Below are 23,212 nucleotides of genomic sequence, written 5' to 3' on the forward strand. Positions count from 1 at the left end.
GGCCCGCACCCACCCGACAACCGCACCCGGCACCCCCATAGGCGCCCCGCCCAAGCCCAGCGCAGCGGCCCCGCGGGGAACTGCGCGACCAGCCCCCACCGGCCCGCACCCGCCCGACGACAGCACCCGGCACCCCCGTAGGCGTCCTCTACGACTGCTGGCGCAACTCGATCGTCTCCAGGGTGTTGCGGGCCGCCTCCAGGGCCGGGTGGGTCTGGGCTGCGACTCGGTGGAAGGTTTCCTGGGCGGGGCGGGCCGGCCAGGCCGGGGGGAGGTGGCGGGACGGGAGTCTCGGGTCCGTGCGGATGGTGTCGAGCCAGTCGCTGACCAGGCGGAGACGGGTGCCGATGGGGTCGTCGTCGGTGCCGTTGCCCAGGTGGGCGGTCCAGCGTTTGTCGAAGGCGACGTAGCGGGCGGCGATGGACTCCAGGTCCCAGGTGTCGCGGATCATCTGCTCGATGTCGGTCACCTCGGCGGCCGTGGCGTGGAAGATCTTGACGTGGGCGGTGAGGCCGAGGTCGGTGACCACCGTGGAGACGTCCAGTCGGCCGGGGGCGATCCACAGGCCGCTGTACAGGGCGCCGAACCCGGACCAGGTCAGGCGGGAGCGCAGGTCATGGCGCTGGCGTTTCCAGGAGTCGGGCAGGGAGAAGCCGAGCAGGGTCCAGGAGCCGTCCCAGTCGTCGTTGACCGCGCCCTGCTTCCAGATGCGGGTGCGGCCGTCGATCAGGACGCGGGTGGCCTGCGGGGTCAGGCCGAAGAACATCTTGCGGCCCTCGCGCTGCCGCTGGAGCAGGCCCCGGTTGACCATGCGGGTGAGGGTGGAGCGCACGGCCTGTTCACCCACGCCCACGCGGCCCAGGACGTCGATGATGCTGCCCGAGTAGACGCCCAGGTCCCCCTCCTCCAGGACGTGGTTGCCGAAGAAGGTGAGCATGAGCGACTGCGGGCGCGGCTGCGGCCCGTCCGCTGTGTCCAGGATGTCGTCGTCCTCCACGGGGGCAAGAGTACGACCGCCCGCCGACCGTGCGGCAGGCGGTCGTACGAGGTCAACGGCGGTCGGCGGGGTGGGCAAGGTCGTACGGGCGCAGGTAGGGGGTGGGGCGGTACGTGACATAGCGGGTGGGAGTGGTGGGGTCGGCCGCGGTGGCGCGGGCGTTGAGGGACGCCGGGTCGGTGCCCTGCCAGCTGCCGGTGGTCAGGCGGTCCTCCAGGGTGTGGAGGGCGGCCAGTTGTTCGGCGGTGCTGAAGGTGCAGTGGCCGGCGTTGTCGACGTACGCCTGGCGGAGCAGGTTGCTGGAACCGGCCGCCGTGACCGCCCGCTTCAGCGCGCTCTCCGTCTGGACGGGGACCAGGGGGTCGCCGATGGTGTGGATGTCGAGCTGGGGCTTGGTCAGGCGGCCGGTGAAGGAGCTTGTGCTGCTCATCCACGTCACGGCCTTCTGGTCAGCCTTGATGCGCGGGGCCCTGTTGAGGGCCGCCAGGTCCTTGGTCAGGGAGAGGCCGGCCTTCTTGTAGAGCTCGGTGACCTCCTTGCGGACGGAGGACTCGGCGAGCAGGCGGGTGTAGTCGACGCCGGTGTTCCAGGACATGTTGCCGCCCGCCCGGACCTCGGCCTCCTGGCGCCGGTTGAAGGCGGCGATCTTCAGCAGGCCCTTGACGGCGTCGTACTGGTTGGCCTGCTGGGCGTCCCAGTCGGTCGTGGCGGGGCGGGTCTGGGTGGGGGCGTTCCAGACCGGGATGTTGTGGAGGGCTGCCGCGAGGGCTATGCGGGCGCGGCCCTCGGGCGTGGTCTGGGCGGAGTCGACCGTGGTGGTGAGGGTGTTCGCAGCGTCGGTGGCGGCCTGCTGGGTCGGGAGGTTCACCAGGGGGACGTCGGAGCCCAGGAGTGTCTTGAGGGCGAAGACCGGGTCCAGGGTGTTGTTCCAGTTGGCCACGCCGCCGTGGACCAGGCCGCACATGGAGAGTGAGCCGTCGATCTCGTCCGGGTGGCGCTCGGCGATCGCGGTGGTGACCAGGCCGCCGTACGACCGTCCCCAGGCGATGGTGCGGGAGGCCTGGCCGAAGCGGTCGGTGAAGGTCTTCAGGGTGGCCATCTGGTCGGGGACCGCGTCGGTGACCGCCCAGCCGGTGCTGGCGTACGAGGAGCCGATGAGGGCGTAACCCTGCTGGAGGAGAACGGACTTGGTGGCGGCGTCCGGGGCGTCCTGGGCGGGGTTGGCGGGGCCGCCGTTGTAGCCGTGGCTGAAGAGGAGGACGGTGCCGTTCCAGGTGGTGGGAACGTCCATCATGTACGTGGCGCCGGAGGGGAGTTGGCCGTCCACGTGGGTCGGGTCGGTGGTGGTCGCCGCCGTGGCGGCGGGGGCGGCGGTGAGGGTGAGCAGGAAGGCAGCCGTGCAGGCGATGCGGGTGCTGTGCCTCATGCGGTGATCTCCTCCGTGTGGGGGGTGGTGGGGAGTCCGGGGGTGGGGTCGTCGCCGAGTGACGTACGGCTCGTCTCGCGCACGAACCACACCGTCAGTGCGGTGATCAGGGAGCCTCCGCAGAGGAGGAGGGCGACGGGGGTGCCGTTGCCGCTGCTCGCGACCAGGCTTCCGGCGATCAGGGGGGAGAAGCCCGCGCCGACGAGGGTCGCGCCCTGGTAGCCGAGGGAGGCGCCGGTGTAGCGGACCTTGGTGCCGAACATCTCGCTGAACAGGGCGCCGAGCGGGCCGTACATCAGCGACTGGGAGATGCCGTGGCCGATGACGACGGCCAGGATCAGGGCTCCGGACGACTTGGAGTCGACCAGCGCGAGGACGGGGAAGGCGGTGGCGGCGGACAGGATCGCGCCGGTGAGGACGACCGGGCGGCGGCCGATCCGGTCGGAGAGCGCGGACGCGCAGGGCAGCACCACCAGGGCGGTCGCGGCGGAGACGGTGAGCGCGGTGAGCACCTGCGGGCGGGGATGGCCGATGCCGGTGGCGTACGCGATCAGGTAACTGGTCAGCAGGGACTGGGCGGTGAAGGCGCCGATGCCCACGCCGCAGGCCAGCAGGACGGGGCGGGGGCGCTTGAGTACGTCGAGGATCGGCAGCCGGGACTCCGCGCGGTCCTTCTTCACCTCGGCGAACAGCGGGCTCTCGACCACCTTGAGGCGGACGAACAGGCCGACGCCGAGCAGCAGCACGCTCACCAGGAACGGCACCCGCCAGCCCCAGGCCGCGAACTGGTCCTTGGGGAGGGTGGAGACCATCGCGACGACGGCGGCGGAGATCAGGGAGCCGAGCGGGGCTCCCATCTGCGTGAAGCTGGACCACAGTCCGCGGCGCTTCTCGCCCGCGTGCTCGACGACCATGAGCGTGGCGCCGCCCCATTCACCGCCGATGGCGATGCCCTGGACGACGCGCAGGGTGATCAGCAGGACCGGTGCCCAGACGCCGATGGTGTCGTACGTGGGCAGCAGGCCGATGAGGAAGCTGGCGCCGCCCATCAGGCCCATGGTGAGCAGCAGCATGTTCTTGCGGCCGAGGCGGTCGCCGAAGTGCCCGAAGACGACGCCGCCGATCGGGCGGGCCACGTATCCGGCGGCGAAGGTGCCGAACGCGGCGATCGTGCCGACGGCCGGGTCGGCGCCGGGGAAGAACAGTTCACCGAAGACGAGCGCGGCGACGGTGCCGTAGACGAGGAAGTCGTAGAACTCGACGGCGGTGCCGAGCAGGCCCGAGAGGGCGACTCGGCGGAGTTGGCGGGTGCGTTCTGATGCGCTGGGGGACGGGGGCATCGCGCTCTCCCTTGAGCGGGGGAAGGACACCGCGAAATTAGGCTCTCTGGTGACTGCCGTCAAGAAAGTGCACAACATTGATAGGGTCGTGACAGGAGAGTGTGACCTGTGTCACTGGAACTCGGTGATCTCGTCGGGCAGTTGAGTGCGTGACCACAGATATGCGAACCCGGATACGGGCCGGGGATCCGGACGCCTTCGCGGAGCTCTACGACGCGTGCGCCCGCTCGGTGTACAACCACGCCTTCCGGCTGACCGCCGACTGGTCCGTGGCCGAGGACGTCATGTCGGCGACCTTCATGGAGGCCTGGCGGCGCCGGGACTCCATCGAGGCCGAGGGCGGTTCGCTGCGGCCCTGGCTGCTCGGCATCGCCACGAACGTCTCCCGCTCCCACGGGCGCGGCAACCGGCGTTACCGGGCCGCGGCGAGCGCGGCGGCCTCGGCGGGCGTCGCGGAGGTCGCCGACCACGCGGAGGAGATCGCCGGGCGGGTGGACGACCGGCGCCGGATCGCCGCCACACTGACCGCGCTCGCCTCGCTGCGGCGCCCCGAACGCGAGGTGCTGGTGCTGTGTCTGTGGGAGGGGCTGGAGTACGCCGACGCGGCCAGGGCCCTGGGTGTTCCCGTCGGGACCGTCCGCTCCCGGCTGTCCCGGGCCCGCGGCCGGCTGCGGAAGCTGGCGGAGGTCGAACTGGCCCGAAAAAGACGGGAACTCGGCGGAGCAAACCGGCAGATAACAGGTGATCGCGAGTACGTGATCCGGTCCGCACAGGAAGGAAACCGATGAACGCCAGCCCCTCCCAGCCGCACCCGGCCGAGTGGACGGAGACCCAGAGTCTGCTGCCCTCCGTGGAGCGGGATCTGCCGGCGGGCCGCCACCAGTTCCACAAGGAGCAGTTGATGGCCCAGATCCGCGAAGACCTGCGTACGACCCCTGTAGTCCCCGCGCGCCGCAACCCGTTCCTGCGCCGGACGGTCCTGCTGCCCGCGCTCGCCTGTGCCCTGGCCGGCGCGGTGGTGGGCGGTCTCGCCCTGACCGGCGGCGGGGACGGGAACACCGCCCTGGCCACCGGGCCCGCGCTGACCACCCGGGTCGGCGCCGCCGACGCCCGGGGCGCCGAACGGCTGCTCGACCACATCTCGCTGGCCGCCGCGGACACCTCCGAACCCGCCGTGCGCGACGACCAGTTCCTCTACATCGCGTCCAAGGTCGCCAACACCTACCCCAAGACCGTCGACGACAAGACCACGGTGGTCAGCGAGAAGTTGCACTCCCGTCAGGTCTGGCAGTCCCCCGACGGCCGGAACGGCTGGCTCATCGAGCCGGGCAACACGAGCGAGGACGGCGTCACCCTGGCCGGACCGAACCCGCTCCGCTCGGCCTACCACCGGCTCGCCCAGCTGCCCACCGAACCCCGGGCCCTGCTGCGGAAGATCTACCAGGAGTCGGACGCCAACAGGGATCCCGAAGTCCCCCGCGACCAGGCCGCCTTCGTCGCCATCGGCGACCTGCTGATCGAGAGCTACCCGCCCGCCGACCTCACCGCCGCCCTCTACGAGGCCGCCGCCGAGATCCCCGGCGTCGTCGCGGTGGACGACGCGGTCGACGCGGTGGGGCGCCACGGGGTCGCCGTCGCGCGGCTCGACGAACAGAACGGGCAGCGCACGGAGTGGATCTTCGACAAGAAGACCTACGCGTTCCTGGGCGAGCGCACTGTCCAGGTCGAGCCGGACGGGACCTTCAAGAAGGGGACGGTGACCTTCACCATCGCGATCACCCGGCGGGCGGTCGTCGACGAGCTGAAGGAGGTGCCGGGACAGGACGGCTGAGGGGGGTGCCGGGCGCGGTGCAGCGCGCCCGGCAGCAGGCTCGGTGCTCTCACCCCCGTGTGGAGGCCCGCGCCAACAGGCGGAGGATCTCGCCGAGTCGGTGGCGCACCTCCGGGTCGGTGACGAGGCCCTCGCTGTCGACGGTGGCCCGGTCCACGGGGAGCTGGGCGCAGGCCGCGTCGACGATGTGGGCGCCGGTGTAGCCGAGGACCGTCCGCAGCGTCGCCTCCGCGCCCTGGCCGCGGCCCGGGGCGGCGGCGTTGATCCAGGCCACCGGCTTGTCGCTGATCTCGGTGCCGCCGACCGTCCAGTCCAGCAGGTTCTTGAACGAGCCCGGCAGAGTGCCCGCGTACTCCGGGGCGCAGACCAGGATCGCGTCCGCCCGCTCGATCGCCGCCCGCAGGCCGGTCACCGGGGCGGGCAGCGGGTCGGTGTCGTCGTCGGGGTTGAAGTGCGGAAGCCCGCCCAGACCGTCGTAGCGCACGGTGGCCACCCGCGCGGACGGTGCCACGGCCCGCGCGGTGCGCAGCATGGCCTCGTTGGTGGAGTTCTTGCGCAGGCTCCCCGACAGCAAAAGGATCTCCGGCGGCTTCGTCGTCATCCGCCCAACCTACGTCCCGGGGGTGGGGGTCGGGTCAGGCTCGCTGCAACGACGGGGCGGGCCGCTCGCCCGAGCCCCGTACGATCAGCCGCGTCGGCACCGTGATGGTCCGGGCCCGGGTGCGGTCGCCGTCGAGGCGGGACAGCGCCGTGGTCGCCGTTGTCCTGCCGATCTCCTCGGGGGCCTGGGCGACGACGGTCAGTGCCGGTTCGAGCGCCTCGGCGAGCGGGACGTCGTCGAAGGAGACGACGGCGACGTCCTTGCGCCTGCTGCGGGCGAGTTCGGCGACTATCCCCAGGGCGACGATGTTGTTGCCGGCGAACAGGGCGGTGGGGGGATCGGCCAGGGCGAGGAGTTGGGCGGTCGCGGCCGAAGCGCCCTGCTGGTCATGGGCGTTGGTGACCAGGGAACGGTCGTAGGGGAGACCGGCCTCGTCAAGGGCCTCGCGGTATCCGGTGAACCGCTCCCGGCGGGTGTAGAGCTTGACCGGCAGGTCGCCGACGAAGCCGATGCGCCGGTGGCCGTGGGCGATCAGGTGGGCGACTCCGTCGTGGGCGCCGGTGCGGTTGGAGCTGACGACGCTGTCGGCGGCCAGGCCCACTCCAGGACGGTCGATGAACACCACCGGCAGGCCCGTGGCGCGGTGGGTCTTCAGGTGGGAGTGGTCGGCGCCGACGGACGGCACGACCAGCAGGATGCTGACCCGGCGGGCCAGGAACTTGTCCGTCAGGGCGCGTTCCCGGTCCGGGTCGTCCGCGGAGGAGCCCATGAGCAGGGTCAGTCCGCGGTCGCGGACCGTGTCCTCGATACTGCGGGCCACCGCTCCGAAGAACGGGTTGCCGAGATCGGGGATGACCAGACCGATGGTGGTGTCGGGCCCGCCCACGCGGATGTTGCGCGCCATGAGGTTCGGCTGGAAGCCGAGCTTGGCCACGGCGGCGAGCACCTGTTCCCTGGTCTCGGCCGACGCGGGTCCGTCCTCGTTGAGTACGCGGGAGACCGTCTTGGCGCTGACGCCCACTTCGCGGGCGACGTCGGCCAGGGTCGGGCGGCGGTTCGCTGCCATGGAGGAAACCGTCTCCTGTGCTCGTCGGGTCCGGCCGCGGCCTCGGCCGGATGCCGTCGAGTGTCGAGTGCTGTGGTCAGGTGGCCTGGACGCCCGCGGCCTTCGCGGCCTCGGAATCCGCTACGACAGTACCTCCGGCCTCATCCACGGTGAGGGCGCCGGTCATGATGGCGACGACCTCCGCCATGGAGTAGTCGGAGGGCTTGATGAGGGCGGCTCGCCGGCCCAGCCGGTGGACGTGGATCCGGTCCGCGATCTCGAAGACGTGCGGCATGTTGTGGCTGATCAGGACGACCGGCATGCCCTTGTCCCGGACCCGGCGGATGAGGTCGAGGACCTGTCCGGACTCCTTGACGCCGAGCGCGGCGGTGGGTTCGTCCATGACGACGACGCTGCGGGCCCAGGCGACGGAGCGGGCGACGGCCACGGCCTGCCGCTGGCCCCCGGAGAGGGTCTCGACGGCCTGGGTCAGCGAGCGCAGCCCGATCTTCAGGTCGGCCATGTGCTCGGCGGCCTCCTGGCGCATGCGCTTCTTGTCGAGCATCCGGAACACGCTCCCGAGGACACCGGGGCGCCGCAGCTCCCGCCCGAGGAACACGTTCGAGGCGATGTCCATCGACGCGGCCACGGCGAGGTCCTGATAGACCGTCTCGATGCCGTGGGCACGGGCACTTTGCGGGCCGGAGAACTGGATGGGCTCGCCGTTGAGGCGGATCTCGCCCGCGTCGGGTGTCACCGCGCCGGTGAGCGCCTTGATGAGGCTGGTCTTTCCGGCGCCGTTGTCGCCGATGACGGCGAGCACCTCGCCGGGCAGCAGGTCGAAGTCGGCGCCGTCGATGGCGGTGACCTGGCCGTAGCGCTTGACGAGACCGCGGGCCTGGAGGACGGGGGTGGGGGAGGCGAGGGCGCTCATCGGGCCTTCTTCCGGGAGATCTGGTCGACGGTCACCGCGAGGATCACCAGCACACCGGTGATCAGGGTCTGGTAGATGGAGGCGACGCCCATCAGCTGGAGCCCGTTGCGGAAGACCCCGACGATGAGGACGCCGATGAAGGTGCCGAGCACCGAGCCCCGGCCGCCGAAGAGGCTGGTGCCGCCGAGGACCACGGCGGTGATGCTGTCCAGGTTGTCGGTCTGGCCTGCCTGCGGGTCGCCGACTCCGGTGCGGGAGATGAGGAGCAGGGCGGCGACACCGTAGAGGAGACCGGCGACGGTGTAGACGCCGATGGTCAGCCGGGAGGTGCGGATGCCGTTGAGCCGCGCGGCTTCCTGGCTGTTGCCCAGGGCGTAGACGTGCCGGCCCCAGCCGGTGCTGCTCAACGCGTAGGCGAGGAGCAGGAACAGGCCGATGGTGACGAGGGAGCCGTAGGTGATGTCGGTGTGGCCCATCGGGAAGGTCTGCCCGAGAGCCGTGAGCGGGCCGGGCAGGTTGGTGACCGTCTGCTCCTCGGAGTAGATGTGGGTCAGCGCGAACGCCACGTTGAGCATGCCGAGGGTGACGATGAACGGCGGCAGCGGGATCTTCTGCACCAACAGCCCGTTCAGCAGCCCGAATCCGCCGCAGACCACCAGTCCCAGCGCGATGGCGACGAGCGGCGGCAGCGAGCCCTCGGCGGCCATCTTGGCGATCACGATGCTGCCGAACGCCATCACCGCGCCGCACGACAGGTCGATGCCCGCGGTGAGGATGATCAGGGTCTGGCCGATGGCGAGGGTGCCGACGACCATGACCTGCTGCACGATCAGCGAGAAGTTCCCGCCGGTGAGGAACTGGTCGGACGAGACGGCGAAGAAGACACAGGCGAGCAGAAGGGCGACCAGCGGGCCGGTGGTCGGCGCCGTGAGCAGCCTGCGGGCCGTGGTCGGCGCTTTGAGTTCGGCGTACGGCGAGGAGGTGCTCGGAGGCGTGGACGTGGCGGTCATGCGAAGTCCTTGTCGGAAGACAGAAGTCCTGGTGGGAGGACAGGGGAGGCGGCCGTCCCCGGGTCGGGGAGGAGCGGGGCCGACCGCCCCGCTCGGGGAGAGGCGATGTCGTACGGTCCCTGGGGCCGGCCTCAGCCCCAGCAGTTCTCCAGGCCGAAGGCGGTGTCCTTGGAGGCGACGCCGGCCTGGGCCTTGTCGGTGATCAGGGTGACGCCGGTGTCGGTGTAACCGGACGCCTTCTTGCCGTCCTTGGCGTACGTCACCACGGCCTTGACGCCCTCGGCGGCCATCTTCAGCGGGTACTGCTGCGAAGTCGCGGCGATCTTCCCGTCCTTGACGGCCTGGGTGCCGGTGCAGCCGCCGTCGACGGAGACGATCAGGACGTCCTTCTCGCGGCCCTTGGCCTTCAGCGCGGTGTACGCGCCCAGGGCGGCCGGCTCGTTGATGGTGTAGACGAGGTTGATGTCGGGGTTCTTCTGGAGGCAGTTCTCCATCGCCGTCTGGCCCTTGGCCTGGTCGCCACCCGTGTCCTGGGCGCACGCCACGTCCTTCTCGGAAGCGCCGAAGCCCTTGAGGAACCCGTTGTGCCGCTGGACGCCGACGGAGACACCCGGCGCGAGGTCGAGGGCGGCGATCTTCGCCGTCTTGCCCTTCATGGCGGCCTTGGCGTACTCGCCGATCAGCTCGCCGGCCTTGAGGTTGTCGGTGGCGAAGAGGGCGTCGACCGCGCTCTCCGGCTCGGTCGGCGTGTCCAGGGCGATGACCAGCACGCCCTTCGCCTTGGCCTTCGCGATCGCGGGCACGATCGCCTTGGAGTCGCTCGGGGTGATCAGGATGCCCTTCACCCCGGCCGCGACCATGTTCTCGATGGCGGTGACCTGGCCGGCGTTGTCGCCGTCGAACTTGCCCGCCGCGGTCATGAGCTGGGCGCCGTTCTCCTTGGCGGCCTTCTCCGCGCCCTCCTTCATCTTCACGAAGAACGGGTTGGTGTCGGTCTTGGTGATCAGACCGACCTTGACGCTGCCGCCCGAACCCGAGCCGACGGTGCCCGATCCGGATCCGGAACCGCAGGCCGTCAGGGCGAGGGCCGCGACCGAGGTGCACGCGGCGGCTCTGAGCAGGGAGGAGGGCAGTCGAGGGGTGCGAGACATGAACGACTCCAGCGGGATCGCGGGCGAGCGGCGGGATTGCGTACGAGCGGCGGCAGCGGAGCATGCCGTCCCCCTGGTGTCATCGTTGACTTATGTCATCGTTGACACTGCCGAGGATGATGACCCCGTCTCCCGGCAACGTCAATGCCCCCTGCGCGTCACAAGTCCGCAACGGTGGCAGTTGCCGCCCGTTTCGTGCCCGCCCGTTGACGGGGTGCACGGACTGCGGCCATCATCGGGGCCGTCCGATGTCAGCGATGACACAAGTCAACGATGACATCGGCTCGTCGGCGTCCCGTCGGCGTGTCGGCGTCGTGTCCCAGCGCCCTCGTACCCCAGCTCAGTCGTGTCCCAGCGCCCTCGTGCCCCCCCCGCACAGTCGTGCCCCCGCACAGGAGACCCCATGAGATCTGGACGTGTGTCCCGGCATGCCCGTACCCGGATGATCGCCGCGGCGGCGACCGTGTGCGCCCTGTCCGCGACCCCGCTCGCCCCGCGGGCCGTCGCGGTCGGCACCCCGCCGTACACCGAGACCTACCGCCCCCAGTTCCACTACACGCCGCAGCAGAACTGGATGAACGACCCCAACGGACTCGTGTACTACCAGGGCGAATACCACCTCTTCTACCAGTACAACCCGAACGGCAACTCCTGGGGAGACATGTCCTGGGGGCACGCGGTGAGCACGGACCTCGTGCACTGGAAGGAGCTGCCGCTCGCCCTGTCGCACGACGACAAGGAGATGGTGTTCTCCGGCAGCGCGGTCGTCGACCGGGACAACACCACCGGGTTCGGCACGAAGACGAACCCGCCCATGGTGGCGATCTACACCAGCCTCGACAAGAGCACCGGCACGCAGGCCCAGTCGCTCGCCTACAGCACCGACCGCGGCCGTACCTGGACCAAGTACCAGGGCAATCCGGTCATCGACATCGGCTCGAAGGACTTCCGCGACCCGAAGGTGCAGTGGTACGCGCCCACCCGGAGCTGGCTGATGACGGTGTCGCTGTCCGCCGAGCACAAGGTGCGGTTCTACTCGTCCAAGAACCTCAAGGACTGGAGCCTGCTCAGCGAGTTCGGGCCCGCGGGCGCCACGGGCGGTGTGTGGGAGTGCCCCGACCTGTTCCCGCTCGCGGTCGACGGCGACAAGAAGAAGACCAAGTGGGTCCTCGTCGTCAACATCAACCCCGGTGGCATCGCCGGGGGTTCGGGCGCCCAGTACTTCGTGGGCGACTTCGACGGCCGGACGTTCACCGCCGACGACAAGGGTGCCTACACCCCGCCCGCCGGCACGGTGGTCCAGGACTTCGAGGGCACCGGCTTCGGCACCTGGACGGCCACCGGGACGGCGTTCGGCGCGGCACCGGCGACCGGCGCGCTGGACGGACAGTCGGCGGTCACCGGATACGACGGCAAGGGCTTCGCCGACAGCTTCCACGGCGGCGACGCCACGACCGGAACGCTCACCTCTCAGCCTTTCACGGTCGAGAGCCCCTACCTGAACTTCAAGGTCGGCGGCGGCAACCACCCGCACCAGGCCGGCACCGTTCTGGAACGCGGAGCCCCGCCCGAGGGGACGGTCCTCGCCGACTTCGAGGGCGGCACCTACGGCGACTGGACGCCGACCGGCGACGCCTTCGGCACCGCACCGGCCACCGGCACCCTCCCCGGTCAGCAGGAGGTCACCGGCTGGCTGGGTGACGGCCTGGTCAACACCTTCCGCGGCGGCGACGCCGGCACCGGCACCCTCACCTCGCCCGAGTTCACCCTCGACAAGGACTACGTCGACTTCCTCGTCGGCGGCGGCAACCACCCGGCCGGCTCGGACCACCCCACCGCGGTGGAACTCCTCGTCGACGGCCAGGTCGTGCGCAGCGCCACCGGCAGCGACACCGAAGCGCTGAACTGGGACTCCTGGGACGTGCGCGACCTCGCGGGGAAGAAGGCGCGGATCCGGATCGTCGACGACAACACCGGCGGCTGGGGCCACCTCAACGTCGACCACATCGTGCTGTCCGACACCCGGGCCCTGCCCGTCTCCCGGGAGACCTCCGTCAACCTGCTCGTCGACGGCCAGGTCGTCCGCAGCGCCACCGGCTCCGACAGCGAGACCCTGGACTGGGCCTCCTTCGACCTGCGCCCCTACGCGGGCAAGCAGGCGCGGATCCAGATCGTCGACAACAACACCGGCGGCTGGGGCCACATCATGGCCGACGGGTTCACCACCGCGGCCGCTCCCGCCAAGTCCGCAGTGCAGCGCGCCGACTGGGCCGACTACGGCAAGGACTACTACGCCGCCGTCTCCTGGGAGGGCGTCCCGGGCGGCGAGCGGTACATGATCGGCTGGATGAACGACTGGGAGTACGGCGGCGCCGTCCCGACCTCGCCCTGGCGCGGCGCGCAGAGCGTCCCGCGGCGGATGGCCCTGCGCACCGTGGACGGCCGCGTCAGGCTGACCAGCGAGCCGGTGGCGACCCTGGCGTCCCTGCGCGAGGGGAGCGCGGCGACGGCGGCCGGCGTCACCGTCACCAGTACCTCACAGCCCCTGATCGGCCCGAACGCGCAGGGCAGCGCGCTCGACATCGAGGCCACGTTCTCCCTCCGGGACGCCGAACGCTTCGGGCTCAAGGTGCGCACCGGCGCCGGGGGCGAGGAGACCGTCATCGGCTACGACACCACGACCGGGGAGTTGTACGTCGACCGCACCCGCTCCGGCGCCTCGGACTTCAGCCCGGCCTTCCCCGGCGTCCAGCGGGCCCCGCTCAAGGCCGTCGACGGCAAGGTCACACTGCGGATCCTCGTCGACTGGTCCTCCGTCGAGGTCTTCGGCGGCAGCGGCGAGGCCGTGATCACCGACCAGATCTTCCCCGACCCCGACAGCCAGGGGGTGCGGGTCTTCGCCGAGAACGGCTCGGTGAGCCTGGACCGGGCAAGCGTCCGGCACCTCGGCTCCTACCGCGACTGACAAGGACACGAAACCGTGAAAAAGACCCTGCTCGCCGAGTTCACCGCCCGTGAGGGAGCGCAGGACGAGGTCGCCCGCATGATCGTGGAGTATGCCGAGAAGGTGCGCGCGGAGGAGGGCAACCTCGTCTTCGACGTCTACACCAAGGCCTCGCACCCGCGCGCCTTCTGGATCTTCGAGGTGTACCGGGACGAGGACGCCTTCCAGGCACACCTGAACGCCCCGTACGGCGGCCCCTTCAACGCCGCGCTCACCCCGCTCATCGAGGAGGACGCCTCCGTCCTGACGTTTCTCGACCCGGTGACCTGACCGGGGCGGCGGTGCGGGTGGCGGGGGTGGCGATCCGGCGGTGACCGGGATGCCGATACGTCCGTGGCGGGGATGCCGTTCCGGCGGTGACCCCGTCGGTCGTGTCCCCGCCGCTCGCGCTGTCCGGTGTCATTCGGCGCAGTCGCCGTGTCATCGGACCCGGTCGAAGACCTTCTTGGCCTTGGCGTGCCAGGATGCCGGGGACACGTCCGCCGGCACGTCGATGGGCAGGAGCCAGCCATGATCAGCGGTGCGCATGTCATCCTCTACAGCCAGGACGCGGAGGCGGACCGCGCCTTCATCCGTGACGTCCTCGGCTTTCCCGGCGTCGACGCGGGCGGCGGCTGGCTCATCTTCAAGCTGCCCCCGGCCGAAGTCGCCGTACACCCGACCGACGGCCCGCCCCAGCACGAGTTCTACCTGATGTGCGACGACCTCGATTCCCAGCTGGGCGAGTTCCGCGCCAAGGGCGTCGAGATCACCCGCCCGGTCAGCGAACAGCGCTGGGGCAAACTGACGGCGATCCGACTCCCCAGCGGCGCCGAACTCCCGCTGTACGAACCGCTGCATCCTCTCGCCAACGGCCTGTGATCCCACAGCACCAGGGCCCCCGCGCATGACAAAGGCGGGGTCCGAGAACCCCGCCCCTAACCACTGAAACGCCCGAAACCCCAGCTCACGGCCACACAAGGCAATACGGCTGATGCCCCGCCTCATGCAACCGGTGGCTGAAGTCCTGCCACTCGTGCAGGAGCTGGTAGACATTGAACGCGTCCCTCGGGCCGCCCCGGTCCGGGACCGTCGACCAGATGAACGCCGCCGCGCCGACCGCTTCCTCGCCTATGCCGCGCAAGGGGTCCACGACCGTCATGGGGAGCTTGACCACCGCGTAGTCGGGGTGCAGGACGACCAGTTCGAGCGGGGGGACCTTGTAGAGGGGGACGCCCTCGATGCCGGTGAGGACCATCGCCGCCATGGTCTCCGGCTTGATCTTGGTGAACATGCCGTTCATGCCGAGCTCGTCGCCGCCGAGTTCCTCGGGTCGCATCGAGATCGGCACGCGGGCCGCGGTCGCGCCGTCGGGCGCGCCGAAGTACTTGTACGTCACCCCCACCCGACCACCATTCCTGCTTCCCGCCCTCAACGGATCGATCCGACGTTCGATACGTCGCTCGTCGCGTTCCGACTCATCCGGGGTGCCCGAGGCAGCGCGCCCCTGACGTGTCTCCGCCGCCTCCTCCGCCTCGCGCCGGTGCCTTCCCCGCCGGGCACGTCGAGGACCCAGGTCATCAGTCCCCTCGCCCAGTCCGCCACCGCGATGCATATCTCCACCCGACTGCTTTTCTAGGACGCGTGGCCCCCGCCGCGCAACCCGATCATCGTGTCAGTGACCTCCCCCACGGCCGCCCGCCGAAACGTGCGTTGAAACACCTGTCCGCAGGATCTTCGCAGCCCCTGAACAACCGGCCGCGTGCCATCGTCTCCGTGAGCTGTGTGTATCTGCATCCAGTTTCGCAGATCGCGGGGCGCCGGGAGGTTTCGAGGGCTGGCCTACCCTGAGGTAGTCACCGGCAACGGAGTCCGAGAAAGCCGAACACACCGGAGAAGGTCGGAGAAGTCGCAGGATATGAGTGAACTGCCCTATTCGTACGATGCGCCTGTCTCGCAGGCCCTGTTCGACCGCGCGTCCGCCGTCACGCCCGGCGGCGTGAACTCCCCGGTCCGCGCCTTCCGAGCCGTAGGGGGTACCCCCCGCTTCATGGTGTCCGGCACCGGGCCCTATCTGACGGACGCCGACGGCCGGGAGTACGTCGACCTCGTCTGCTCCTGGGGTCCCATGATCCTCGGGCACTCGCACCCCGAGGTCATCGCCGCCGTCCAGGAGACGGTGTCGAAGGGCACCTCCTTCGGTACCCCGGGTGAGGGCGAGGTCGCGCTCGCCGAGGAGATCGTCGCCCGGGTCGAGCCCGTCGACCAGGTGCGGCTCGTCTCCAGCGGGACCGAGGCCACGATGTCCGCGATCCGGCTCGCCCGCGGCTTCACCCGGCGCACCAAGGTCATCAAGTTCGCCGGGTGTTACCACGGTCACGTCGACTCGCTGCTCGCCGCGGCCGGCAGCGGAGTGGCCACCTTCGCGCTGCCCGACACCCCCGGCGTCACCGGTGCCCAGGCCGGCGACACGATCGTGCTGCCGTACAACGATCTCGAAGCCGTCCACGAGGCCTTCCACCGGCACCCCGGCGAGATCGCCTGCGTGATCACCGAGGCCTCGCCCGGCAACATGGGCGTCGTGCCGCCCCTGCCCGGGTTCAACCAGGGGCTCAAGGACGCCTGCGCGCAGAACGGCGCCCTCTACATCTCCGACGAGGTCATGACCGGGTTCCGGACCAGCCGCAGTGGCTGGTACGGCATCGACGGGGTCAGGCCCGACCTGATGACCTTCGGGAAGGTCATGGGTGGCGGGTTCCCCGCCGCCGCCTTCGGTGGCCGCGCCGATGTCATGGCGCACCTCGCCCCCGCCGGGCCCGTCTACCAGGCCGGCACCCTCTCCGGGAACCCCGTCGCCACCGCCGCCGGCCTCGCCCAGCTGCGGCTGCTCGACGACGCCGCCTACGTCAAGGTCGACGCCGTCTCCGAGCAGATCCAGTCGCTGGTCTCCGAGGCGCTCGGCAAGGAAGGCGTCGCGCACACCGTGCAGAACGCCTCCAACATGTTCTCGGTGTTCTTCACCGACCGGCCGGTGCGCAGCTACGAGGACGCCAAGGCGCAGGAGTCCTTCCGGTTCACCGCGTTCTTCCACTCCCTCCTGGAGAACGGCGTCTACCTGCCGCCGTCCTCCTTCGAGTCGTGGTTCGTCTCCACGGCCCACGACGAGCAGGCGGTTCAGCGCATCGCCGACGCCCTTCCGGCGGCGGCCCGAGCGGCGGCGGAGGCCACAGCGGCATGAGCACCTCGACCAACAGCGACATCACCGTCGTCCACCTCATGCGGCACGGCGAGGTCGCCAACCCCGACGGGGTGCTGTACGGCCGGCTCGCGGGCTACCACCTCTCCGAGCTCGGGCGGCAGATGGCCGACCGGGTCGCCGAGCACCTCGCCCCCCGGGACGTCACCTACGTCTGCGCCTCCCCGCTGGAGCGGGCGCAGGAGACCGCCACGCCGATCGCCAAGGCGCACGGCCTCGACATCGCGACCGACGAGCGGCTCATCGAGGCCGAGAACGTCTTCCAGGGCAAGACCTTCGGCGTCGGTGACGGGGCGCTGAAGAACCCGGACAACTGGAAGCACCTCGTCAACCCCTTCAAGCCGTCGTGGGGCGAGCCGTACGTCGACCAGGTCGTCCGGATGAAGGGCGCGCTGGACGCCGCGCGGGACCGGGCGCGGGGGCACGAGGCGGTGCTGGTCAGCCATCAGCTGCCGATCTGGATCGTGCGGTCCTACGTCGAGAAGCGGCGGCTGTGGCACGACCCGCGCAAGCGGCAGTGCACGCTGGCGTCTTTGACGTCCTTCACGTATCAGGGCGACCGGATCGTGTCCGTGGGGTACAGCGAGCCCGCGATCGATCTGGTGCCGGTGCATCTTCGTGCCGGGGCCAAGCCGGTGAAGGGCAAGTCCAAGGCGTTCGGGGCGTAGCCGCTCCGCTGGGGGCCGTGGGGAACTGTCGGTCCGTCGTGGCTGGTCGCGCAGTTCCCCGCGCCCCTGTGGGGCGCGTCTCTGTTACCGAATCCGGAAAAAGTGCCGGAACCCGCTCCTTCGTCACGTCCTCTGACTGGGTGACCACCGGAGAACGTGACGAATCGGGGAAGCATGCACTCTCTCACCCGAAGGGGAGCGATAGGCCTGGGCGCGGGCGCCGCGGCCGCCGTAGGACTGTCGGGGTGCGGAACCCTCACCGGGGCCGACGGCTCGGACGGGGTGACCCACGGCGCCGGCTCCACGCCCGGCAAGAAGCCGGCGCCCACCGCCCGCCCCATCGGTGACGGCTCCACCTCCTTCACCGGCAAGCAGCCCCACCAGCCCGGCAGGCCGGTGCCGCTGGAGCCCGGGCAGACCCCGCCGCAGTTCGTCGTCTTCTCCTGGGACGGCGCCGGAGAGGTCGGCAACGGCCTCTTCCCGCGCTTCCTCGACCTCGCCAAGCAGCACGACGCGCACATGACCTTCTTCCTCTCCGGGCTGTATCTGCTGCCCGAGTCGAAGAAGCGGCTCTACGACCCTCCGAACAACCCGCGCGGTGCCTCCGACATCGGCTACCTCACCGACGAGCACGTCAGGGCGACCCTGACGAACATCCGTCGCGCCTGGCTGGAGGGGCACGAGATCGGCACCCACTTCAACGGCCACTTCTGCTCCGGCTACGGCACCGTCGGCAACTGGACACCGGCCCAGTGGCGCTCGGAGATCCAGCAGGCGAAAGCTTTCGTCAAGGAGTGGCGCACCAACACCGGCTGGACCGACCTGCCCGCCCTGCCCTTCGACTACGACAAGGAGCTCGTCGGCGGCCGCACCCCCTGCCTGCTCGGCCAGAACAACCTGCTGCCCACCGCCCGCGAACTCGGCTGGCGCTACGACGCCTCCTCGCCCGGCGGCCGCCAGATCTGGCCCGAGAAGAAGAACGGCATCTGGGACCTGCCCCTGCAGGCGGTACCTTTCCCCGGCCGCGGCTTCGAGGTCCTGTCCATGGACTACAACATGCTCGCCAACCAGTCGGTCAACTCCACCAACGCGCCCGCCCACAACTACCCGGCCTGGCGCGAGCAGTCCGCCGGGGCCTACATCGCCGGCTTCCAGCGGGCCTACGAGACCAACCGCGCCCCCTTCTTCGTCGGCAACCACTTCGAGCACTGGAACGGCGGCATCTACATGGACGCCGTCGAACAGGCCCTCACCCACATCGCGCGGGAGAAGGAGAAGGGCGCGGACGTGCGCATGGTCTCCTTCCGGCAGTTCGTCGACTGGATGGACGTACAGAAGCCGGAGGTGCTCGCGCGGCTGCGGACGCTCGACGTCGGCCAGGCGCCGGCCGGTGGCTGGAAGACCTTCCTCAAGGGCTCCTCGACGCCCTCCGGCAACTCCTCCGGCACCCCCTCCTCGACGGCCTCCTCAAACGCTGCCTGAAATGCGGGTTTCCGCCCGCAAGGGGGGTGCCAAAGATCCCCGGAACGGGCATGCGAAACTTTTCACATGAGTGCCGCCAGCCGTAGCCGCTCCCGAGTCCGTACCGCCCTGCTCAGCGCGGGTGCCGCAGCCGCGGCGCTGACCCTGTCCGCCTGCAGCTCGGGCGGCACCTCGGGCGGAGGCGGCGACACCAACTTCATCATGGGCGCGGACGGCATCTCGACCGCCAAGCAGGGAGACCGGGGCACCGCCCCCGACCTGTCCGGCAAGACCGTCGACGGGGGCCGGCTCGACGTCGCCGACTACAAGGGCAAGGTCGTGGTCCTGAACATATGGGGCTCCTGGTGCGCCCCCTGCCGGGCCGAGGCACCCAACCTGGAAGCGGTCCACAAGGACCTCAAGGACAAGGACGTGCAGTTCGTGGGCGTCAACACCCGCGACACCAGCGTCCAGAACGCCCGCGCCTTCGAGAAGGACATGGGCATCACCTTCCCCAGCCTGTACGACCCGACGGGCAAGCTGATGCTCCGCTTCAGCAAGGGCACCCTGAACCCGCAGGCCGTGCCCTCCACGCTCGTCATCGACCGGGACGGCAAGATCGCCGCCCGCTCGCTGGCCGCGCTCAGCGAGAGCAAGCTGCGCAAGATGATCGACCCGGTCCTCGCGGAGAAGTGACGTGAGCGCCGTCGTCACGCTCGCCGCCGACACCGGCTACAACGGCACCGTCCTCAACGGCGCGTTGCTCGTCGCCCTGCCCATCGCGGTCCTCGGCGGCCTCGTCTCCTTCTTCTCGCCCTGCGTCCTGCCGCTCGTCCCCGGCTATCTGTCGTACGTCACCGGAGTCACCGGCACCGATCTGGCCGAGGCCCGGCGCGGCCGGATGGTCGCGGGCGCCTCCCTGTTCGTGCTCGGCTTCACCGCGGTGTTCGTCTCCAGCGGGGCGCTGTTCGGCTACTTCGGGCAGACGCTCCAGGAGAAACAGGGCGTGCTCTCCAAGGTGCTGGGCGTGCTCATGATCCTCATGGGCGTCTTCTTCATGGGCCTGATGCCCTGGATGACCCAGCGGGAGTTCCGCTTCCACAACAAGCCCGCCATGGGCCTGCTCGGCGCCCCGCTGCTCGGCGCGTTGTTCGGCATCGGCTGGACCCCCTGCATCGGCCCGACCCTCGCCTCTGTGATCGCCCTGTCCTCCCAGCAGGGCAGCGCGGGCCGCGGTGCCATACTGACCGTCGCCTACTGCCTCGGCCTCGGCGTGCCCTTCGTGCTCGCCGCGGTCGCCTTCCGCAAGGCGCTCGGCGCCTTCGGCTGGGTCAAGCGCCACTACGTCTGGGTCATGCGCATCGGCGGCACCATGATGATCGTGACCGGGCTGCTGCTGCTGACCGGCGCGTGGGACCGCCTTGTGCAGGACGTCCAGTCCTGGTCCGCCGGCTTCACTGTGGGGATCTGATCCATGAGCAAGACCACACCCGCCGCCTCCGACGCCCCGGACGCGCCCGCGCCCGACGCTCCCGCCGGCGACCAGGACCTCGGCGCCGCCGGCTCCCAGCTGTCCACCGCGCCCGCGGAGAGCCTGAGCATGCCCACCCTCGGGGTGATCGGCTGGGCCCGCTGGTTCTGGCGCCAGCTGACCTCCATGCGGGTCGCGCTGCAGCTGCTCCTGCTGGTGGCGCTCGGCGCGATCCCCGGCTCGCTGATCCCGCAGACCGGTACCGACGCCACGAAGGTCGCCGACTTCGTCAAGAACAACCCCACCCTCGGGGACGTCTACGACAAGCTCGGCCTCTTCCACGTCTACAGCTCGGTGTGGTTCTCCGCGATCTACATCCTGCTGTTCGTCTCCCTCATCGGCTGCATCGTGCCCCGCACCTGGCAGTTCGTCGGACAGCTGCGCAGCCGCCCGCCGGGCGCCCCCAAGCGGCTGACCCGGCTGCCCGCCTACACCACCTGGCGCACCGAGGCCGAACCGGAGCAGGTCCGCGAGGCCGCCCTTGCCCTGCTGAGGAAGAAGCGCTTCCGCGCCCACCTCGCCGGGGACAACGTCGCCGGTGAGAAGGGCTATCTGCGCGAGGTCGGCAACCTCGCCTTCCACATCGCGCTGATCGTGATGCTGACCGCCTTCGCCTGGGGCCAGCTCTTCAAGTCCGAGGGCAACAAGCTGGTCGTCGAGGGCGACGGCTTCTCCAACACCCTCATCTCCTACGACGACTTCAAGTCCGGCAACCTCTTCAGCACCGACGACCTGGTGCCGTTCAGCTTCACCCTGAACAAGTTCACCGGAACCTACGAGACCAGCGGCCCCAACACGGGCACCCCGCGCCTCTACCAGGCCGCCATCACCTACAGCAAGGGCGCCTACGGCAAGGACCACAAGACCCTCGTCAAGGTCAACGAGCCGCTGGAGATCGGCGACGCCAAGGTCTACCTCACGGCCCACGGCTACGCCCCCCTCATCACCGTGCGGGACGGCAAGGGCAACGTCGTCTTCCACGACGCGGTCGCGATGCTGCCGCTGGACTCCAACGTCACCTCCACCGGTGTCATCAAGGTGCTCGACGGCTACCGGAACGCCAAGGGCGTCAGCGAGCAGCTGGGCATCTCGGCGTTCTTCCTGCCCACCTACACAAAGGGCAGCGAGACGGCCTCCACCTTCCCCGCGCTGAACAACCCGGTCCTCAACCTCACGCCGTACCACGGCGACCTCGGCGTGAACTCTGGCATCCCGCAGAGCGTGTACCAGCTCGACAAGTCGCATGTGAAGGACTTCAAGGACGCCAAGGGCCAGGAGCTCAGGGACAACCTGAAGCCCGGCCAGACCATGCGGCTCCCGAACGGCGCCGGGTCCATCACCTACGAGAGCACCAGGCAGTGGGCGAACTTCCAGGTCGTCCAGCAGCCCGCCAGCGGCTGGGCCCTCGCCGGCGCCCTCACCGCGATCTTCGGCCTCGCCGCGTCCCTGTTCATCCAGCGCCGCCGGGTGTGGGTGCGGGCGGTGAAGGGCGCAGACGGGGTGACGGTCGTGGAGATGGCCGGCCTGGGCCGCAGCGAGTCGGCGAAGGTGCCGGAGGAGCTGGGCGAACTGGCGGGTGTTCTTTTCGACCAGGTTCCCAGCCTGTCCGAGGCCACGGAGGCGGAGCCGGACGGTGTGTCCGACTCCGGCGCCGCGTCTGCCGAAGGGGCTGAGAATTGAGTCCTCTCCCACGCGGAACAGGGGAGATTCCTGGCTCTCGCCGCCCTATGGACCAGCGGACCTCCGGGTCTTCCACGATCAACGCCAGCCGGGTTGAAACCAGCCCCGTAACACGACGCCGAGCTTCCCGCATCCCTCACCGCCCGACAGCAAGTCGCCGGGACATTCACCCGAAGGAGTGTTGAGGTGACTTACGCCGCCGCAACCGAGTTGGCCACCGCCACCAACGAGCACCTCGCCAACATCAGCAACACGCTGATCTACTCGTCGATGGCCGTCTACACCCTGGCCTTCTTCGCGTACATCGCCGAATGGCTCCTCGGCAGCCGCAGCAAGGTCGGCCGGACCGCCGCCGCGCTCACCGCCGACACGAAGACCAAGGCCAAGGGCAAGGCGCCCGCCGTCACCGTGAACCAGGGCGGCAGCACCGCCGTACTGGAGCGGCCGCAGGTCGTGGTGCGGTCGGCGGCGGGGTCGCGTGACGTGCCCGACGGGCCCGGGGCGCACGGCGGGGACGAGCAGGGCGACCTCTACGGGCGTATCGCCATCTCCCTCACGGTGCTCGCCTTCCTCGTGGAGCTCGGCGGGGTGGTCGCCCGCGCGGCCTCGGTGGAGCGGGCGCCCTGGGGCAACATGTACGAGTTCAACATCACCTTCTCCACGGTGGCCGTCGCCGTGTACCTGGGGCTGCTGGCCCTGAAGAAGAACGTGCGCTGGCTCGGGCTGTTCCTGGTCACCACGGTCCTCCTCGATCTGGGCCTCGCCGTCACTGTCCTGTACACCGCCAGCGACCAGTTGGTTCCCGCCCTTCACTCGTACTGGCTGTACATCCACGTCTCCACCGCGATCTTCTGCGGCGCCGTGTTCTACGTGGGCGCGGTCGCCACGATCCTGTACCTCTTCAAGGACAGCTACGAGAACAAGATCGCGTCCGGCGGCACCCCCGGCCGCTTCGCGAACTCCGTCCTGGACCGGCTGCCGGCCTCCGCGAGCCTCGACAAGTTCGCCTACCGCGTCAACGCGGCCGTCTTCCCGCTGTGGACGTTCACGATCATCGCGGGCGCGATCTGGGCGGGCGACGCGTGGGGCCGCTACTGGGGCTGGGACCCCAAGGAGACCTGGTCCTTCATCACCTGGGTCGCCTACGCCTGCTACCTGCACGCCCGCGCCACCGCCGGCTGGAAGGGCCGCAAGGCCGCCTACCTCGCGATGGTCGCCTTCGGCTGCTGGCTGTTCAACTACTACGGCGTCAACATCTTCGTCTCCGGCAAGCACTCCTACGCCGGCGTCTGATCACG

21 protein-coding genes are annotated in these 23,212 nt (G+C 70.0%); 12 read left to right on the forward strand and 9 right to left on the reverse strand.

All coding sequences use genetic code 11. The features are described 5' to 3' along the window. Nucleotides 1–148 precede the first annotated feature (148 nt). Genes ACFYZ8_RS40545 through ACFYZ8_RS40555 form a run of 3 tightly spaced genes read right to left on the reverse strand, consistent with a single transcriptional unit; the run spans nucleotide 149 to nucleotide 3,763 of the window. Nucleotides 149–997 (reverse strand): PaaX family transcriptional regulator C-terminal domain-containing protein, encoded by an 849-nt coding sequence (locus tag ACFYZ8_RS40545; RefSeq protein ID WP_388541285.1) that lies wholly within the window; start codon nucleotides 995–997, stop codon nucleotides 149–151. Nucleotides 998–1,049: 52 nt separating this feature from the next. Further along, nucleotides 1,050–2,423, reverse strand: a complete 1,374-nt coding sequence (locus tag ACFYZ8_RS40550; protein WP_388541287.1) for an alpha/beta hydrolase family protein — start codon at nucleotides 2,421–2,423, stop codon at nucleotides 1,050–1,052. After that, the gene (locus tag ACFYZ8_RS40555; protein ID WP_359032385.1) at nucleotides 2,420–3,763 is read right to left on the reverse strand and encodes an MFS transporter; all 1,344 of its coding nucleotides are present in this window, start codon (nucleotides 3,761–3,763) and stop codon (nucleotides 2,420–2,422) included. The genes ACFYZ8_RS40550 and ACFYZ8_RS40555 overlap by 4 nt, the downstream gene beginning before the upstream one ends. Nucleotides 3,764–3,912: 149 nt before the next feature. Here ACFYZ8_RS40555 and ACFYZ8_RS40560 point away from each other — a divergent pair, with 149 nt between their 5' ends. Then, nucleotides 3,913–4,551 (forward strand): RNA polymerase sigma factor, encoded by a 639-nt coding sequence (locus ACFYZ8_RS40560; RefSeq protein WP_359032384.1) that lies wholly within the window; start codon nucleotides 3,913–3,915, stop codon nucleotides 4,549–4,551. Continuing rightward, nucleotides 4,548–5,594 carry a CU044_5270 family protein gene (locus ACFYZ8_RS40565; protein WP_388541290.1) on the forward strand — a complete coding sequence of 349 codons (1,047 nt, stop codon included), beginning with the start codon at nucleotides 4,548–4,550 and terminating at the stop codon, nucleotides 5,592–5,594. The genes ACFYZ8_RS40560 and ACFYZ8_RS40565 overlap by 4 nt, the downstream gene beginning before the upstream one ends. A gap of 49 nt (nucleotides 5,595–5,643) precedes the next feature. On the opposite strand, the gene ACFYZ8_RS40570 is transcribed toward ACFYZ8_RS40565, so the two are convergent. The 5 genes from ACFYZ8_RS40570 to ACFYZ8_RS40590 form a co-directional block, all read right to left on the reverse strand. Next, a complete protein-coding gene (locus ACFYZ8_RS40570) occupies nucleotides 5,644–6,195 on the reverse strand; it encodes an NADPH-dependent FMN reductase (protein ID WP_359032382.1) in 552 nt (183 codons plus the stop codon). Nucleotides 6,196–6,229: 34 nt separating this feature from the next. Then, entirely contained in the window at nucleotides 6,230–7,378 is a 1,149-nt protein-coding gene (locus ACFYZ8_RS40575) for a LacI family DNA-binding transcriptional regulator (protein ID WP_359032398.1), read from the reverse strand. Then, nucleotides 7,338–8,174 carry an ATP-binding cassette domain-containing protein gene (locus ACFYZ8_RS40580; RefSeq protein WP_355747826.1) on the reverse strand — a complete coding sequence of 279 codons (837 nt, stop codon included), beginning with the start codon at nucleotides 8,172–8,174 and terminating at the stop codon, nucleotides 7,338–7,340. Before ACFYZ8_RS40580 ends, ACFYZ8_RS40575 begins: the two co-directional genes overlap by 41 nt. Continuing rightward, on the reverse strand, nucleotides 8,171–9,184 hold the full coding sequence (locus tag ACFYZ8_RS40585) for an ABC transporter permease (protein ID WP_007383866.1): 1,014 nt from the start codon (nucleotides 9,182–9,184) through the stop codon (nucleotides 8,171–8,173). Before ACFYZ8_RS40585 ends, ACFYZ8_RS40580 begins: the two co-directional genes overlap by 4 nt. Nucleotides 9,185–9,315: 131 nt before the next feature. Continuing rightward, entirely contained in the window at nucleotides 9,316–10,335 is a 1,020-nt protein-coding gene (locus tag ACFYZ8_RS40590) for a sugar ABC transporter substrate-binding protein (RefSeq protein ID WP_359032381.1), read from the reverse strand. Nucleotides 10,336–10,738: 403 nt separating this feature from the next. Here ACFYZ8_RS40590 and ACFYZ8_RS40595 point away from each other — a divergent pair, with 403 nt between their 5' ends. From ACFYZ8_RS40595 to ACFYZ8_RS40605, 3 genes are all read left to right on the forward strand, one after another. Continuing rightward, on the forward strand, nucleotides 10,739–13,300 hold the full coding sequence (locus tag ACFYZ8_RS40595) for a GH32 C-terminal domain-containing protein (protein WP_388541295.1): 2,562 nt from the start codon (nucleotides 10,739–10,741) through the stop codon (nucleotides 13,298–13,300). Between the two features lie 15 nt (nucleotides 13,301–13,315). Next, entirely contained in the window at nucleotides 13,316–13,609 is a 294-nt protein-coding gene (locus ACFYZ8_RS40600; protein WP_388541298.1) for a putative quinol monooxygenase, read from the forward strand. Between the two features lie 240 nt (nucleotides 13,610–13,849). Next, complete coding sequence (locus ACFYZ8_RS40605; RefSeq protein ID WP_388541301.1) at nucleotides 13,850–14,200, forward strand: VOC family protein; 351 nt, start codon at nucleotides 13,850–13,852, stop codon at nucleotides 14,198–14,200. Between the two features lie 85 nt (nucleotides 14,201–14,285). On the opposite strand, the gene ACFYZ8_RS40610 is transcribed toward ACFYZ8_RS40605, so the two are convergent. Next, nucleotides 14,286–14,933, reverse strand: coding sequence for a hypothetical protein (locus ACFYZ8_RS40610; protein ID WP_359032377.1), 648 nt, complete (start codon nucleotides 14,931–14,933; stop codon nucleotides 14,286–14,288). Between the two features lie 303 nt (nucleotides 14,934–15,236). Between ACFYZ8_RS40610 and hemL the strand changes: the two genes are divergently transcribed. The 7 genes from hemL to ccsB all read left to right on the forward strand — a co-directional run bounded on the left by hemL (nucleotide 15,237) and on the right by ccsB (nucleotide 23,207). After that, on the forward strand, nucleotides 15,237–16,556 hold the full coding sequence (gene hemL / locus ACFYZ8_RS40615) for a glutamate-1-semialdehyde 2,1-aminomutase (RefSeq protein WP_388541304.1): 1,320 nt from the start codon (nucleotides 15,237–15,239) through the stop codon (nucleotides 16,554–16,556). Next, nucleotides 16,553–17,242, forward strand: coding sequence for a histidine phosphatase family protein (locus tag ACFYZ8_RS40620; RefSeq protein WP_388541307.1), 690 nt, complete (start codon nucleotides 16,553–16,555; stop codon nucleotides 17,240–17,242). The genes hemL and ACFYZ8_RS40620 overlap by 4 nt, the downstream gene beginning before the upstream one ends. 174 nt (nucleotides 17,243–17,416) lie before the next feature. Further along, nucleotides 17,417–18,724, forward strand: coding sequence for a hypothetical protein (locus ACFYZ8_RS40625; protein WP_388541310.1), 1,308 nt, complete (start codon nucleotides 17,417–17,419; stop codon nucleotides 18,722–18,724). Nucleotides 18,725–18,790: 66 nt separating this feature from the next. Next, the gene (locus tag ACFYZ8_RS40630; RefSeq protein WP_359032373.1) at nucleotides 18,791–19,399 is read left to right on the forward strand and encodes a TlpA disulfide reductase family protein; all 609 of its coding nucleotides are present in this window, start codon (nucleotides 18,791–18,793) and stop codon (nucleotides 19,397–19,399) included. A gap of 1 nt (nucleotide 19,400) precedes the next feature. After that, complete coding sequence (locus ACFYZ8_RS40635; RefSeq protein ID WP_388541313.1) at nucleotides 19,401–20,174, forward strand: cytochrome c biogenesis CcdA family protein; 774 nt, start codon at nucleotides 19,401–19,403, stop codon at nucleotides 20,172–20,174. Nucleotides 20,175–20,177: 3 nt separating this feature from the next. Then, nucleotides 20,178–21,914, forward strand: a complete 1,737-nt coding sequence (locus tag ACFYZ8_RS40640; protein WP_388541315.1) for a cytochrome c biogenesis protein ResB — start codon at nucleotides 20,178–20,180, stop codon at nucleotides 21,912–21,914. Between the two features lie 186 nt (nucleotides 21,915–22,100). Next, nucleotides 22,101–23,207, forward strand: a complete 1,107-nt coding sequence (gene ccsB / locus ACFYZ8_RS40645) for a c-type cytochrome biogenesis protein CcsB (RefSeq protein ID WP_359032370.1) — start codon at nucleotides 22,101–22,103, stop codon at nucleotides 23,205–23,207. The last annotated feature ends 5 nt before the right edge of the window (nucleotides 23,208–23,212 follow it).

This window comes from Streptomyces sp. NPDC001668, from assembly GCF_042893155.1.
In the GTDB taxonomy this organism is placed as follows: Bacteria; Actinomycetota; Actinomycetes; order Streptomycetales; family Streptomycetaceae; genus Streptomyces.

Bases quoted from the DNA above. Each gene is read 5' to 3' on its own strand.
- ACFYZ8_RS40550 (WP_388541287.1), bottom strand. From the start codon at position 2,423: ATGAGGCACAGCACCCGCATCGCCTGCACGGCTGCCTTCCTGCTCACC.
- ACFYZ8_RS40555 (WP_359032385.1), bottom strand. From the start codon at position 3,763: ATGCCCCCGTCCCCCAGCGCATCAGAACGCACCCGCCAACTCCGCCGA.
- ACFYZ8_RS40565 (WP_388541290.1), top strand. From the start codon at position 4,548: ATGAACGCCAGCCCCTCCCAGCCGCACCCGGCCGAGTGGACGGAGACC.
- ACFYZ8_RS40570 (WP_359032382.1), bottom strand. From the start codon at position 6,195: ATGACGACGAAGCCGCCGGAGATCCTTTTGCTGTCGGGGAGCCTGCGC.
- ACFYZ8_RS40580 (WP_355747826.1), bottom strand. From the start codon at position 8,174: ATGAGCGCCCTCGCCTCCCCCACCCCCGTCCTCCAGGCCCGCGGTCTC.
- ACFYZ8_RS40585 (WP_007383866.1), bottom strand. From the start codon at position 9,184: ATGACCGCCACGTCCACGCCTCCGAGCACCTCCTCGCCGTACGCCGAA.
- ACFYZ8_RS40590 (WP_359032381.1), bottom strand. From the start codon at position 10,335: ATGTCTCGCACCCCTCGACTGCCCTCCTCCCTGCTCAGAGCCGCCGCG.
- ACFYZ8_RS40595 (WP_388541295.1), top strand. From the start codon at position 10,739: ATGAGATCTGGACGTGTGTCCCGGCATGCCCGTACCCGGATGATCGCC.
- ACFYZ8_RS40605 (WP_388541301.1), top strand. From the start codon at position 13,850: ATGATCAGCGGTGCGCATGTCATCCTCTACAGCCAGGACGCGGAGGCG.
- ACFYZ8_RS40610 (WP_359032377.1), bottom strand. From the start codon at position 14,933: ATGCATCGCGGTGGCGGACTGGGCGAGGGGACTGATGACCTGGGTCCT.
- hemL (WP_388541304.1), top strand. From the start codon at position 15,237: ATGAGTGAACTGCCCTATTCGTACGATGCGCCTGTCTCGCAGGCCCTG.
- ACFYZ8_RS40620 (WP_388541307.1), top strand. From the start codon at position 16,553: ATGAGCACCTCGACCAACAGCGACATCACCGTCGTCCACCTCATGCGG.
- ACFYZ8_RS40625 (WP_388541310.1), top strand. From the start codon at position 17,417: ATGCACTCTCTCACCCGAAGGGGAGCGATAGGCCTGGGCGCGGGCGCC.
- ACFYZ8_RS40630 (WP_359032373.1), top strand. From the start codon at position 18,791: ATGAGTGCCGCCAGCCGTAGCCGCTCCCGAGTCCGTACCGCCCTGCTC.
- ACFYZ8_RS40640 (WP_388541315.1), top strand. From the start codon at position 20,178: ATGAGCAAGACCACACCCGCCGCCTCCGACGCCCCGGACGCGCCCGCG.